The sequence below is a fragment of the Arthrobacter sp. MMS18-M83 genome (assembly GCF_026683955.1).
In the GTDB taxonomy this organism is placed as follows: domain Bacteria; phylum Actinomycetota; class Actinomycetes; order Actinomycetales; family Micrococcaceae; genus Arthrobacter.
Window position 1 is genome coordinate 1,614,967 of the sequence record NZ_CP113343.1, and the last position, 13,831, is coordinate 1,628,797.

General features: G+C 65.5%; 14 protein-coding genes and 1 tRNA gene. 3 read left to right on the forward strand and 12 right to left on the reverse strand.

The features are described from left to right. The 6 genes from OW521_RS07605 to OW521_RS07630 are packed head-to-tail and all read right to left on the reverse strand — an operon-like array spanning position 1 to position 4,573. On the reverse strand, positions 1–621 hold the full coding sequence (locus tag OW521_RS07605; RefSeq protein ID WP_268024214.1) for a LacI family DNA-binding transcriptional regulator: 621 nt from the start codon (positions 619–621) through the stop codon (positions 1–3). A gap of 3 nt (positions 622–624) precedes the next feature. Next, positions 625–1,380, reverse strand: a complete 756-nt coding sequence (locus OW521_RS07610; RefSeq protein ID WP_442781233.1) for a LysR family transcriptional regulator substrate-binding protein — start codon at positions 1,378–1,380, stop codon at positions 625–627. Positions 1,381–1,428: 48 nt separating this feature from the next. Continuing rightward, entirely contained in the window at positions 1,429–2,526 is a 1,098-nt protein-coding gene (locus OW521_RS07615; RefSeq protein ID WP_268024216.1) for a sulfate/molybdate ABC transporter ATP-binding protein, read from the reverse strand. Next, complete coding sequence (locus tag OW521_RS07620; protein WP_268024218.1) at positions 2,523–3,326, reverse strand: ABC transporter permease; 804 nt, start codon at positions 3,324–3,326, stop codon at positions 2,523–2,525. The genes OW521_RS07615 and OW521_RS07620 overlap by 4 nt, the downstream gene beginning before the upstream one ends. A gap of 6 nt (positions 3,327–3,332) precedes the next feature. Next, complete coding sequence (modA, locus tag OW521_RS07625; protein WP_268024220.1) at positions 3,333–4,166, reverse strand: molybdate ABC transporter substrate-binding protein; 834 nt, start codon at positions 4,164–4,166, stop codon at positions 3,333–3,335. After that, positions 4,163–4,573 (reverse strand): TOBE domain-containing protein, encoded by a 411-nt coding sequence (locus tag OW521_RS07630; RefSeq protein ID WP_268024222.1) that lies wholly within the window; start codon positions 4,571–4,573, stop codon positions 4,163–4,165. Before OW521_RS07630 ends, modA begins: the two co-directional genes overlap by 4 nt. 169 nt (positions 4,574–4,742) lie before the next feature. Between OW521_RS07630 and OW521_RS07635 the strand changes: the two genes are divergently transcribed. Together OW521_RS07635 and OW521_RS07640 are read left to right on the forward strand one after the other, a co-directional pair. Then, positions 4,743–5,192: a DUF5997 family protein gene (locus OW521_RS07635; protein ID WP_268024224.1), complete on the forward strand. Its 450-nt coding sequence runs from the start codon at positions 4,743–4,745 to the stop codon at positions 5,190–5,192. A gap of 151 nt (positions 5,193–5,343) precedes the next feature. Then, complete coding sequence (locus OW521_RS07640; RefSeq protein WP_268024226.1) at positions 5,344–5,973, forward strand: hypothetical protein; 630 nt, start codon at positions 5,344–5,346, stop codon at positions 5,971–5,973. Positions 5,974–5,989: 16 nt separating this feature from the next. Here OW521_RS07640 and OW521_RS07645 read toward each other — a convergent pair whose 3' ends face one another. The 5 genes from OW521_RS07645 to OW521_RS07665 all read right to left on the reverse strand — a co-directional run bounded on the left by OW521_RS07645 (position 5,990) and on the right by OW521_RS07665 (position 12,508). Further along, on the reverse strand, positions 5,990–6,670 hold the full coding sequence (locus OW521_RS07645) for a GntR family transcriptional regulator (protein WP_442781234.1): 681 nt from the start codon (positions 6,668–6,670) through the stop codon (positions 5,990–5,992). A 154-nt stretch (positions 6,671–6,824) separates the two neighbouring features. Next, positions 6,825–8,558: an acetyl/propionyl/methylcrotonyl-CoA carboxylase subunit alpha gene (locus tag OW521_RS07650; protein ID WP_268024228.1), complete on the reverse strand. Its 1,734-nt coding sequence runs from the start codon at positions 8,556–8,558 to the stop codon at positions 6,825–6,827. Then, on the reverse strand, positions 8,555–10,207 hold the full coding sequence (locus OW521_RS07655) for a 5-oxoprolinase/urea amidolyase family protein (RefSeq protein WP_268024230.1): 1,653 nt from the start codon (positions 10,205–10,207) through the stop codon (positions 8,555–8,557). The genes OW521_RS07650 and OW521_RS07655 overlap by 4 nt, the downstream gene beginning before the upstream one ends. After that, positions 10,204–10,962, reverse strand: a complete 759-nt coding sequence (locus OW521_RS07660) for a LamB/YcsF family protein (protein WP_268024232.1) — start codon at positions 10,960–10,962, stop codon at positions 10,204–10,206. The genes OW521_RS07655 and OW521_RS07660 overlap by 4 nt, the downstream gene beginning before the upstream one ends. 154 nt (positions 10,963–11,116) lie before the next feature. Then, on the reverse strand, positions 11,117–12,508 hold the full coding sequence (locus OW521_RS07665) for a flavin monoamine oxidase family protein (RefSeq protein WP_268024234.1): 1,392 nt from the start codon (positions 12,506–12,508) through the stop codon (positions 11,117–11,119). Positions 12,509–12,647: 139 nt separating this feature from the next. On the opposite strand from OW521_RS07665, the gene OW521_RS07670 reads away from it, so the two are divergent. Then, entirely contained in the window at positions 12,648–13,331 is a 684-nt protein-coding gene (locus tag OW521_RS07670; protein WP_268024236.1) for a TetR/AcrR family transcriptional regulator, read from the forward strand. Between the two features lie 106 nt (positions 13,332–13,437). Here the strand turns inward: OW521_RS07670 and OW521_RS07675 are convergent. Further along, positions 13,438–13,520: transfer RNA gene (locus OW521_RS07675), tRNA-Leu, on the reverse strand. Positions 13,521–13,831: the final 311 nt, after the last annotated feature.

Consider the following 13,831-nt stretch of genomic DNA (forward strand, 5'->3'; position numbering starts at 1 on the left):
CTACGGCGTCCGGAACTCCCAAGGCGCGGCCATGGTAGTTCCAACGCCGATGGTGCGGCCTGAGAGCCGGTCTAGGAGGAGCGTGATGGCGCCTTCGAGGGCTTCCGGTTCCGGGGTCCCACCGGCGGATCCGGGGGCCAGGACATCAAAACCGGCAGGCTGCATGGTGTCCGAGATGACAACCTGGGCCACTCCCCGCCGGGCGAGCTCGCCCACCGTGAGGTCAAGAAGGGTGCCGGGCGGAAGGGCACCAATGATGGCGCCGTCCGCACCGCCGGAGAGCATGAACCGCCGCCACCCTTCGCCGATGAGGATCACCGGCTGGTAGCCATGCTCCGGCAAGATGCGTGCAGCAGCCGTAGCCAAGGCACGGTCCCAGGCCCATTCGAGATCGCCGATGGCAATAGCGACCAGATCGGTCTTGCCGCGGCGCATTCCGCGAGCCGCCTGGTTGGGCACGTAACCCAGCTCCTTGGCAGCCGCCTGCACGCGCGCTTGCGTTGACTCGCTGATGCGGGTGGTGCCGCCGTGGCGTCCGGACAAGACGTAAGACACGGTGGTGAGGGAAACGCCGGCGCTCTTGGCGACGTCCCGGATGGTCGGCTTCGATCCAAGTCCCATGGCCTAGCGCTTTCCTTTCTTGCGGGAGCCCTTGCCGCGGCCCTTGTCCGGGTTCGGGGCATAGCGCTGGGCAACGGCCGGCTTCTTGGCCCCGGTGCCGCGCCGGTCCGGCTTCGGTGCCTTCTTGGGCTTCTCCTGCTGCGCCGAAGGCTGCCGAGAGCTCTGGGCCGTTCGGCCGCGGACGATCCCGATGAATTCCTCAATGACCTCGTTCGTGGCGTCGCTCGGCCACGCCAAGCCGATCTGCGTCCCTTCCGCCCCGGTCAGGCGACGCGCCACCGTGTCCTTGACGTTGAAATGCCGGGCCACGGACATCGGCAGGATCACGAGGCCGGCCCCGGAGGCCACCACCTGCATGGCCATCTCTGGCCCGCCCATCTCGCCGACATCCAGGAAGTTCTCTTCCGCGAGATCCGCCAGTGCCACCTCTTCAAACACGGAGATTTCGTGGCCCTTCGGGGCCACCACCACGGGTTGCTCTTCGTAGAGCGGGATGACGTTGAGCCCCTCGCGGTCCACTGGCAAGCGAACGAAGCTGAGGTCCGCGGAACCGTCGCGTAACACGGCAAGCTGCGCGCCGTCGTCGGACATGAACGAGTGCAGCGGGACACCAGGCATGCGCTCTTCCCAGCGCCGGATCCACTTCCCGGGCGTCACGCCGGCGACGTAAGCGAAGCACAGCTCGCGGGGGCCGCTGGATTCGGCATCGGAGGCGTCGGGGGCTCCGGAGTCGGGCAGGGATTCTTGATCGGCAGGCACCAGTTCACAGTACCGCGCACCATCCGGCAACGCAGCGCCCACCAAAAGCTACGCCGCGTACACTTGGACTGCCGTGGCCTTGACCACAAAATAGACGCGCAACCCCGGTTCGAGTCCCAGCTCGGCGGACGCAGCGGGTGTGATGTCCGCTGCCAGATCTCCGGCCCGGACCCGGATGTGGTCACCGTGCGGTTCAAGGTCCGTGATCGCGACCGGGAATGAGTTGCGCGGGCTGCCGTGCGCGGCGTCGAGGAACACTGAAACGGCCGACGGCGGGAAGGCGGCGACGCCGGGCTGGCCCGGTTCCGCTTCATCATCCAGATGTCCCGCGACGTGCAGGCTGGCGCTGTCCGCAAGACTGGGGCCGCCTGCAACGCTGGCGCCCGCCGCGGCGGACGTCCTCAGTCCATCCTCCGTGACCGTGCCCGCGAGGAGGTTCACCCCGGCCAGTCCCGCGGCGAATTGGCTTCGAGGCCGTCGGAATACCTCACGGGTGGGGCCTTCCTCCACAATCCTGCCCTTTTCCATAACGATCACCCGGTCCGCGAGAATGAGGGCATCCAAGACATCGTGAGTGATGATGACGGCGCGACGCCCGGACAGCACGCGCTTGAGGAGCCGGCGCAGGTGTGGAGCGGCATGGATGTCCAAGGCAGACATCGGCTCGTCAAGGAGCAGCAACTCGGGACTCGCTGCCAACGCCCGGGCCACGGCAACGCGCTGGGCCTGCCCACCGGACAACTCGCCGGGCTTCCGTTCAGCCAACTGTGCGGCGTCGACTTCGGCAAGCCAGTGCCGTGCCGTTTCGCGTGACTGCGCCCGCGAAGCACCTGCGCTGCGCGGCCCGAAAGCCACATTGTCAAGGACACTCAGGTGCGGGAAAAGCAATGGTTCCTGGGCAAGCAGGGCCGTCCCCCGAAGGTGCGGCGGGGTCCACACGCGGCTACCGCCGTCGAGGTTGAACAGGACCCGCTCCCCCAGGCGGGCGGAGCCGGCGTCGGGCCGCAGGAGTCCCGCAGCGACGGACAGCAGCGTCGATTTTCCGGCCCCGTTCGGTCCGAGGATCGCCACGGTTTCCGCCTGTCCAAGACTCAATGACACGTCCAGGTTGCGGGAGCGGACGGTGGCGTCGATGTGGAAATTCACGCCGCGGCCTCCGCCGGGATGTCGGCGCGGTGCGGACGCCGGTAGGACAGCCCGACGACGATCACCGCCACCGCAACAAGCACGAGCGAAAGGGCGACGGCGGCATCCGCGTCGGTCTCGCGCTGAAGGTAGATTTCCAGCGGCAGCGTTCGTGTGACTCCCTGCAAGCTCCCTGCGAAAGTCAGCGTGGCCCCGAATTCCCCGAGGCTGCGTGCAAAGGACAGCACCGCTCCGGAAGCGAGCCCGGGAAGGACCATAGGCACGGTCACGCGGCGCAGGATGGTGGTGGGGCGGGCGCCAAGCGTCGCCGCAACGGCCTCGTAGCGGTTGCCGGCCGTCCGCAGGGCGCCCTCGAGGCTGACTACAAGGAACGGCAGGGCGACGAACGTCTGCGCCAGGACCACCGCCGTCGTCGAAAAGGCGATCTGGATTCCCACGAGCTCAAGGTTCTTGCCCAGAAGCCCCTGGCGCCCAAAGGTGTAAAGCAGGGCAATGCCACCCACCACCGGCGGCAATACCAAGGGCAGGAGGACGAAGGCGCGGAGGAGCCGCTGCCCGCGGAATGGCCGGCGTGCAAGGACCAGCGCCAAGGGGATGCCGAAGAGGACGCAGAGGGCAGTGCTCCCGGCGGAAGTACGGAGGCTAAGCCCCAGCGCGGTCAGGGAGGACTCGGAGGTTACCAGCGGGATGAACCGGGACCAATCGACCTTTGCCACCATGGCAGCCAACGGCATCAGGACGAACAAGCCACCCACTGCCGCCAAGCCGTAGACCCACCGTGGAACCCCGCTGTAGTTCATCAACGCCTACGGTACGCCAAAGCCCGCGTCTCCCAGGACTTTCTTGCCCTCGCTGCCAGTGACCAGGCTGATGAATGCGGTGGCCAGGTCCTTGTGCTTGCTGGTGCCCACTGTGGCGATCGGGTAGGTGTTGACGGCGTTGCTGGCCTCGGGGAACGGAACCCCCTTGACCTTGTCACCGGCGGCCTTGACGTCGGTGACGTAAACCAAGCCGGCGTCGGCCTCGCCCGAGCTCACTTTGCCCAGGACATCGGTTACGGAGGACTCTTCGCTCACCGGCTTGATGGTGGTGCCGGTGGCCTTTTCCACGCTCTGGGCGGCAGCCCCGCACGGCACCTGGCTGGCACAGACAACTACCTTCACACCCGGCTTCGCTAGGTCCGCGAAGGAAGCGATCGACGCCGGATTGGCCGGCGGGACGGCGATGGTCAGGACGTTCGTGGCAAAGTTCGTTGCCTTGCCGTCCACAAGGGAGGCGTCGGAGAGCTTGCCCATGTTCTTGGTGTCCGCGGAAGCGAACACATCGGCGGGGGCTCCCTGGGTGATCTGCGTGACCAAGTCCGAGGAGCCTGCAAAGCTCAGGACCACTTTGGTGCCGGGGTTCTTGGCTTCGAACTCGGAGGCCAGCTTGGTGAATGTTGCTTTGAGGGAAGCGGCGGCATAAACCGTGACGGTACCGGAGAGCTGGGGCGAGCTACCGCTTGGGGAACCGGTGCTTCCAGCGCTGCTGCTTGTGGCACTGGGCGAACCGGCTCCGGGGGTGCCGGCGCAGCCAGCGATTCCGGCAATCAGGCTCCCTGCTGCCAACAAAGCCCCAACGTTCCTGCGGGCGATTTTCACGTGATGCTCTTTCCCTGCGCTGTTTCAACAATGACGGTGGTGGCCTTGACGACGGCCGTTGCAACGGATCCCAACTCGAGGCCAAGTTCCCGGACGGCTTCGCTGCTCATGAGGGAAACCACGCGGAAGGGTCCGCATTGCATCTCGACTTGGGCCATTACCTTGTCCGTGGTGATGCCTGTGACGAGGCCTACGAAGCGGTTGCGCGCAGAACGGCCCACTTTGCTGGGGTCCTCGGGCAGCGCCGCCTGCTCACGGGCCAGGTGGGCAAGCTCGAGCCCGTCTACCACCAGGCGGCCGGACGCGTCCTTTGTTCCCGTGAGGGCTCCGTGATCAATCCAACGGCGGACGGTATCGTCACTCACTCCGAGGAAGCGGGCGGCCTCGGAGACTCGTATATGCGGCATGAATTCATCCTAGAACCTCATATGCGCTTTCAATAAGAACTATTGACCGCAAAACCGTATGTGACTGACTGTCCGCCCGATCCCTCCGCCGCGGAGCGCGCGGAGCAGCGTCCGGGCGATCCCGCCGGCCGCTGTGCCACTTCACTGCGGCGGCAGATACCCTTGAACCATGACCTCTGCAAACTCCCAGTCCATGAAGCCGGCCACCGTTGCCAAGAAACTTGGCATCTACCTGCCCGCAACACCCCAGGAGTTCCAGGATTCGGAAATCACCCGCGCCGATTTCGCCGAGCTCCAGGCCAACGCACCGGAGTGGCTCGCCGAGCTCCGCCGGACCGGTCCGCACCCGCGTCCCGTGGTTGCCCAGAAGCTGAACATCTCCATCAGCGGTCTCGCCCGTGGTGGCATCACCGAGCCCCTCACGACGGCGGAAATCACCGAACTGCTGGAAGCCCCGCCCCAGTGGCTCGTCGTCGAGCGCGCCACCCACGCAGCCGTACGTTCCGAGGCGAAGCGCATCAAGGAAGAAGCTGCCAAAAAGGAAGCTACCCAGGAAGCCAAGGCAAACGCCTCAGCCAAGCGGGACGCGCCCAGGACATCCAAGCGGGACCACGCTTAAGCTCCACCCGAGTTATTCAAGAGGAAGGCAGATCACCCCAGCCGGGGTGAACTGCGTTCCTGCGTTTGTGCCCCAATCAGGCCCTCGCCTCCAACGTTTCCTCGGCGCATACTGAATTTAAAGCGGTGCGCATTCGCTTGGAGGTGGTCCGATGCCCGCCACAACTGGGGTCCAGCTGACGGTCTGGCAGATCGGACTGTGGGCAATTTTGCTCATGTGCGCTGTTGCCTTGACGGTTCACGCCGTCCGTAAGGGCGTCGCACAAGGAGCTCCCGACGGCGGACACGTCACCTTGGCCGGGCCGCCCGCCCACCGCGACCGTGACCTTGTCAAAGAGCCCGACGCCGTCTTCTGGAACGTTTTTGCCGGGCTGGTGGTGGTTGTCCCAGCCGTCGTCATCCCCGCGTTGGCCTCGCCCGCCGTCGGGCTCTTGATGCTCATCCTGGGCATTGGTGCCGCGCTTGCGGCATTCTCCGTCGGGCGGAAACTGGAGCGGAAGCGCCAGAGCAGGCCGGAAAACCGGCCAGGGTATGCCGAAGCCGCTGCCCGTCACGACGCCCTCTTGGCTCGATGGCAAAGGTATGAACTGGATCCCGCCAAGGGCATCGACTTTCCAGGCATGAGCGACGTCAACGTTCCCCAAACCGCCGCGTTGATCCGCGCCCTCCAAGAAGCCCAGCGCTGCCGCATCGCCGCCGGGACGGACTATCCCCGCGCCGTCGAGCAGTTGGACGTTGCCATGGCGGAGGCAGAAGCAGCCGCAGGCGTTTCTGCTCCCTAAAGGCCTCGTTGAAGGCTTAGGGAATAGCCCCGATGTGCACCAAGAGCTCGCGCTCCGCCCCGTCCAGGTAGCGGCGCAACTCGGCTGCGGCGTCTTCGCGCTGACCGTTGCGGATCTGGGCAACCAAGGCAGCATTGCGTTCCACATAGTGGCCGTGGAAGTCGGGGGTGGTGGCCATGGCGTGGAAGACCAAGCGCATCTCGGCCAGCACCTTCTCCATCAGGGCGTCCAAGGAGGCACTTCCGGACAACGACACCAGGGCTTTGTGCAGTTCCTGGTTGGCGTCTGCCATGCCGGCAACCGATCCTTCCACGAGGGCTGCCCGGGCCTTATCGATAATGACGTCCATGGCATCGAGGGCTTCGGCGGGGACGTCTCCCCATAGAACGGCCGCTGGTTCGATAAGGCGGCGCACCCGGTAGATCTCCCGGACGTCGTCGGCTCCCGGGGCGGCCACGAACACCCCACGGTTAGGGATGCGCTGGACCACGGATTCACCGGCAAGCACGGTGAAAGCCTCCCGCAGGGTGTTCCGGGAAACGCCGAGTGCCTCGGACAGGGCCTTCTCGGAAAGCTTCGTGCCGGGCGGCAACAGGCCGTCGGAGATGCGCTGCCGAAGCTGGGCGGCAACCCACGCTCCAGTGTGGGCGTGGGTGGCGTGGCCGGCATCGGCGATTCCTTGCAGCGCAGCGTTCATGGGCATGCTTCCAAATCTACCGAATGGCGATGCCCGACGGATTTTGCAGGATCATTCCGTCCATGCCTCGGACGCGACCCTGAAATCCGCGGCAAAAAAGGGTGCCCCCTCGAATGATCCAGCAGAATGTGCCGGCGCACCCGACGCAAACGCCTCAGCCGATGCTCGCGAGCACCTCTCCGCGCCCGACGGCGGTGCCCGGCTCTTGGGGACCCCGCGCCACGGTGCCGGAACGGTGGGCCGGGACGGTGGTTTCCATCTTCATGGCCTCCAATACGGCCACGGGTTGACCAGCTTCCACGGCCGCACCGTCCTCAACCAGCCACTTCACCAGCGAGCCGGACATCGGCGAGGCCAGTCCGGCGTCGTCGGCCACATCCGGAGCCGTAGCCGTAGAGGCTGAACCGCCGCCGCCGTTCATCAGCGCTTCAAATAGGCGGGCGGGGAGGCCAAGCTGGACCGCCTTGCCGTCGAGTTCCACTGTGAACGTGCTGCGTTCGGAACCAGGTGCCACCCGCGCGATCTCGGGAGACGCAGCCAGCTCTTCGGCGAACTCCGTCTCGATCCACGTGGTGTGGACGCCGAGCTTGTCTTCCGAGGTGAAGGCTTCGTGGCGGACCACTGCCCGGTGGAAGGGCAGCACGGTGGGCAAACCCTTGATCTGCATCTCGTCCAGGGCAGCCCGGGCGCGGCGCAGGGCCTGCTGCCGGTCTTCGCCGCGGACAATCAGCTTGGCCAGGAGGGAATCGTATTCTCCAGGAACTACCGAGCCGGATCGAACGCCCGAGTCCACGCGGATGCCTGGTCCCGTGGGTGCTTCGAACACGTCCACGGTGCCGGGGCTAGGCAGGAAGCCTCGCGCAGGATCCTCGGCGTTGAGGCGGAATTCGAAGGCGTGGCCGGTCGGCTCGGGGTCCTCGGTCAGGGAGAGCACACCGCCTGCGGCGATCCGGAACTGCTCGCGGACCAGGTCCACGCCGGACGTTTCCTCGGTGACGGGATGTTCAACCTGAAGGCGTGTATTAACTTCCAGGAAGGAGATGGTGCCGTCCACGGCCACGAGGTATTCGACGGTTCCGGCGCCGTAGTATCCGGCCTCACGGCAAATGGCCTTGGCCGATTCGTGGATGAGAGTGCGCTGTTCCGGGCTCAGGAACGGCGCGGGGGCTTCTTCCACGAGCTTCTGGTTGCGGCGCTGCAGGGAGCAGTCGCGGGTACCGAGCACCACAACGTTGCCGTGCATGTCGGCCAGGACCTGGGCTTCGACGTGCCTTGGCTGGTCCAGGAATCGTTCAACGAAGCATTCGTCGCGGCCGAAGGCTACCTTGGATTCGCGGACGGCCGATTCGAAGGCGTCCTCGATGTCTTCCAGGCGTCGGGCAATCTTGAGCCCGCGTCCGCCGCCACCGAAAGCCGCCTTAATGGCCACGGGCATGCCGTATTCCAGGGCAAAAGCAAGGACCTCAGAGGCGTTGGCCACTGGCCCGTCGCTGCCCGGGACAAGCGGAGCTCCGGCGCGGACGGCGATCTCGCGGGCCGTCACCTTATTGCCCAGCTCCCTGATCGACTGCGGCGCGGGGCCGATCCACGTGAGCCCGGCGTTGATCACGGCCTGTGCAAAATCGGCGTTCTCGGACAGGAAACCGTATCCGGGATGGACCGCGTCGGCACCGGCGCGGCGGGCGACATCGATCAGCTTGGTGATGTCCAAGTAGGTCTCGGCGCCGGTGGATCCGCCCAGCGCGTAGGCCTCGTCGGCAAACCGTACGTGGAGGGCATCGGCGTCGGGGTCGGAGTACACGGCAACGGATTGCAGGCCCTCGTCGGAGCAGGCGCGGGCAATCCTTACGGCGATCTCGCCGCGGTTGGCGATTAGGACCTTTTTCATGGCTGGGTTCCTTCGGGGACGACGCCGGTAGCGGCAAGTTCAAGGGGTTCTAGGGTTGCGGGGTCCACGATCGTGAACCGCACGCTATGACCGGGCGGCAATTGCGCCGCCGTCGGGATGTCTTCGGGTACGACGACGGCAATCACCGGATAGCCCCCCGTCACCGGGTGGTCGGCCAGGAAGAGGACGGGATGTCCGCTGGGCGGGACCTGGAGGGAACCGGCAACGGCGCCCTCGCTGGGAAGCTCGCCGGCGCCGCGTTCAGGGACACAGTTGCGTTCAGGGACACCGTTGCGTTCGAGGGCACGGCCGCCTCCGGGCGCGAGCCGCACACCGATTCTGTTGGACTGCTCGGTGGTGATCCAGTCCTGCCCGGCGAGCGACTTGAGCGAGCCGGAATCAAACCAGTCGTCCCGGGGGCCCAAGGTGACGCGGAGTTCCGCAGCTGCAGTTCCCAGCCGCAGCGTGGACTCCTCGGGAGCGCCGACCATCTGGAACAGCGGCGCTTTCCCCACGGGCAGGCGCATTCCGGCAGACAGCGGCGCGGGTCCGATTCCTGACATCGAGTCGCTCGAGCGGCTGCCAAGAACTGGCTGCACATCGAGCCCGCCACGGACGGCAAGGTAGCTGCGGGCCCCGAGCGATGGTGCGCCCAGGCCAAGGGTTTCGCCGTCCAACAGAGCGAAGGGTGAGCACATGGCGGCCCGGCGTACCGTAGCGCCCGATGCGTCCAGGATTTCCAGGGGCGCAACGGCTCCGGCGATGGCGAGCACTTGGTCGCCGTCGGCCTTGACGGAGAGTCCGCCCAGCACCGTTTCCACAACGGCCGCACCGGGTTGGTTGCCCACCAAACGGTTGGCCTGGCGGGCCGATTGCTGGTCCACGGCACCCGCGGCGGACACTCCCAGGTCCCCCAGGCCGGGGCGGCCGAGGTCCTGGATCAGGGACTGCAGACCAGGTGATCCAACCACCAGGGCGGGGCCGGCGACTTCCTCGGCAGCGGGGCGCTGCGGTGGCGTCAACTCAACCGCCTCGCGGACCGCCACATACCGGACCGTGTCTCCTGGACGAACCAGCGCTGGCGACTCCCGCTCGAGATCCCAGAGGACCGCCGTCGTACGCCCGATCAGCTGCCACCCGCCCGGGGACTGCCGCGGGTAGACGGCGGAGAACGTCCCACCGAGCGCAACGGAACCGGCTGGAACCGCGGTGCGGGGCGAGCTGCGGCGGGGAACGTCGAGGCTGTGGTTCTCGCCGAGCAAATACGCGAATCCCGGGGCGAATCCGCCGAACGCGGCGGTCCAGAGTTGCCCGGTGTGGGCGGCCACGACGCCGTCCGCCCCCAGCCCGGTGAGCATGCCCACCTCGGCGAGGTCCTCGCCGTCGTACACCACCTCAATGGTGACTTGGCGGGGACTGTGTTGCGGCATCTCGTGCAGGTCAACATGCCCGACGGCGGTGCGCGCCGCGAGTGCCTCGGCGTGTGTGCCGAACTTGAGTAGTACGGTCGCCGCTGCGGCGATCGCGTCAAGCTGGCCGGGCAGCGGCTCAGCAAGCAGCCGGGAATGAAACGCCAGCACGGCGGCGAGGTCGGAGAGTTTCACCAGCAGGGCGCGCGGACCTGCCCAACGTATTCCTGTGATGCTCAAGCGAAGCTCCGAACGGTGACGCCGGCAGCTTCGAGCCCGCTGCGGACGGCGGCTGCCATGGCTACGGCGCCGGGAGTGTCTCCGTGGACGCAGATGCTTTCGGCGTGGACGTCCAGCAGGGAACCGTCACGGGCCACGATTTTGCCCTCCAGTGCAAGGCGGACCATGTTCTTGGTGATGGCAGCGTGGTCGTGCAGCACGGCATCCTGTTCGCGGCGGGATACGAGGGTGCCGTCAGGGTTGTAGGCGCGGTCGGCGAACGCCTCGGCTACTGCACGGAGGCCTTTGGCTTCGGCTTTGGCGAGTGCGACGGAGCCCGGCAGGAGAAGGAGTGGGAGTCCGGGGCTGAAGGCATGGACGGCGTCGACCACTGCCTGTGCGTGAACCTCGTGGTGGACGATCGCGTTGTAGAGGGCGCCGTGCGGCTTGACGTATTTGATCTCGGAACCAGCCGCGCGGGCCAGAGCCTGCAGCGCGCCAAGTTGGTAGAGAACGTCGTCGGCCAGTTCCGTGGCGGAGCAGTCCAGGAAGCGTCGGCCGAAGCCTGCGAGGTCCCGGTAGCCTACGTGTGCGCCGATGGTTACTCCGGCGGCAACGGCCTCGCGGCAGGTACTGGCGATGGTGCCGGGATCTCCGGCGTGGAATCCGCAGGCCACATTGGCGCTCGACACGTAACGGAAGACGGCTGCGTCGTCGCCCATGGTCCAGTTGCCGAAGGATTCTCCGACGTCGCTGTTGAGGTCGATATAAGGCATTGTGATCCCCGTCTCAGGTTGAATACTCCACCATCATGCCTGAAACGCCAAGATTGTTCAACAATCTTGGCGCTGGGGATCGGGACGGAATTTCAGACGTGAGGTCTCGACCCTTTCACCGAGCGAAAGAGTCGAGACCTCACGTGTGAATTGGCTAGGCCACTGGTACCGCGGCGACGCGGTTGTTCGCGGTGACAATCCGGGCGGCCGTTGCTTGGCCCATCCGGACTGCGCCGTCCACGTGCTGGTAGCCCTCAGCAGCCAAATCGGAGGAGGACCAGTAGATGGGTCCAACGTTGGCGTGCTGGTCTTTGCCATAACGGTGCAAGCCACCCAGGTCGTAGCTGGCCGCGTAGGCTCCGCGGGTCCATTCCTCGGAACCCCAATCGGATTCGTAGTAGACCTCGGTGTCCAGGGCCTTCTCGCCCAGGAAGCCGGCGATGGACTCAAGGACGGCCTTCTTGCGGTCCTCGGCGCTGAGTTCGAAGACGGCATCTGCCTTTTCGTCCGAGATGAAGCCAACCAGCGTGCCGCGGGTGTCTCCGTGGTTGGTGTTGTCGTAGACCTCCTGGACGAGGGCGCCAGCACCAAAACCCGTGCCGGACAGGCCGTCTTCGCGCCAGAACGGCGTGCTGTAGACGGCGTGGACCTTGATGACCAAGCCGAGGGACTGGTGCTGGTGCATCTGGTGCTGGCGGCGTGGCAGTGGCGGGTTGAACGACACGCGCGAATAGAGGTTCGGCGGGACCGCCATGATCACGAATCGCGCATTGACGGTTGCGAGCTCGGACTCAACAGTGACACGGTGGCCTTCGTCAGCCGGCTCCCAATTGATGGTGCGGACCGGGCTGTCAAGTACGACGTCGTCACCCAGTTCGGCGGCAATCAGCAGGGACACCTGCTGCATGCCGCCGATAACGCGCTTGTCCAGGATGAAGTCTTCGTCGGTGAGGTTGGAGAAAGAACCTGCCGAAGCTGCCATCAGCACGGCCTGCAGCGCGGAGAAAGCATGGGCCGGCTTGGTGAGCATTCCGCCGGCGATGAAGAGGCCGATGTTGTTGCAGGCTTCCTCGTCCGCCGAGTTCTGGCGCAGCCAGTGGTGGAAGGAGATGGTGTCCAGGTCGCGGGCCTTGGGGTGCGCCCAGGGCTCCTCGGCGCCAATCTCTGCGGCGAGGCCGTCCAGGATGGCGGTGAGCTTGTCCATTTCGGCCGCAGTGGTCTCGCTGACCGGGAAGGACGCCCCGGCGTAGCGGGTGCGGCTGCCATCCGATGCCAAGTACACGGATTCGCCGTCACGGTAGCGGGAGTACGTCTTCAGGCCGAGCTCGTCCAGGAGACCCATGAGGGCGGTCTGGTCCGGGGACACCCATTGTCCACCGATTTCCAGCATGGCGCCGTCAATGGTGTCGGTCCACGTGCGTCCGCCGACGCGGTCACGGGCTTCAAGCACCGCAACGCTGAGTCCGGCCTTCTTCAATTCGCGTGCGGCCGTCAACCCCGACGGACCGGCGCCGACAATTACGACGTCGCGATCAAGATTCAACATGATGTCCTTTCCGTGGCCGTCCCCGTTGGCTGACCAGTAAATGAATGACGTTCATTTATCTCAACTGTAGCTGGATTGACCACGGCTGTGAAGACCCCAGTGGAATAATGCTGGTGACAAGCCCTCAGAAAGGTCAGCGATGCCCGCACCCACCCCCGCTCCCGGCGAGACCAAACCGCGCCGCAGGGCGGGCCGGCCGATGGCGTCGGTCCTGAACCAGGACGGAATTACCGCTGCGGCGCTTGAACTGGTCAGCAAGAAGGGCTACGACGGCCTCACCATGGCCGCACTCGCTCGTTCCCTCGGTGTGGCGCCGTCGGCCCTCTACAACCACGTGTCCTCCAAAGACGAGGTCCTCAAGCTGGTGGAAGAGGATCTCATGTCCAAGGTGGACTTCGGCGGTTTCACCACGCTGTCCTGGGAAGATGCCGTACGGCAATGGGCCTATTCCTACCGCGGTATTTTCGCAAGGCACACCCCGCTTATCTCGGTGATCGCGGTTCTTCCGGTGACAGACGCCCCACAGACCCTCGCCATGTACGAAGCCGTGACGGAGGGATTCCTTCAGGCGGGCTTCCCGGAAAAGCAGATCATCCCGTGCATCGTGGCACTTGAGGCCTACATTTTTGGAGCTGCCTTCGACGCAAACGCTCCGGCGGACATTTTCGATTCCGGCCGGCTGGCGGACTCTACTCCGCACTTCACGTCAGCGGTCCGCAGCTTGGGCCCCGAGCGGAACAACTATCCTTCGGACCTCGCGTTCAGCATGGGCTTGGATGCGCTGATCGCCGGGCTCGGGGCGCTGCGCACCCAGCCCAAGTAGCTCGCAGTTGTTGTCGTTATGAGCCCTCAAAACGACAACAACTGCGAGTCAGTTGGGTGTTAACAAGGGAACCCCGGTCCAAAGACCGGGGTTCCCTAAAATTGCGTGCGCGAGGGGGGATTTGAACCCCCACACCCTTTCGGATACTGGCACCTGAAGCCAGCGCGTCTGCCGTTCCGCCACTCGCGCGCAACTTCTTCCGCCGGGCCGTACCAGGTTTCCCCGGCCTCACCCCTGCGAAAGCAGCGAGATCAAGCATAACGGACAATCACTTGAAAACACCAATCGACCAACGATGGGGCCGTAAGAACCCCGTAAAGCCGCCGATTGTCAGGTCCTCACGGGACGCGGAAATCACACGGAAAGCGAACCGGGACAAGGTGCGCAAGCGAACTTTTCCGGCCTTCCGGGCGTTGTGGAATAAGGCCATTCACAGTCTTGCCCAGTAGTATCGGGATTGAGGACAGGGTCTTTGCGTGCGCTCCGGCAGCTGCAGCGAT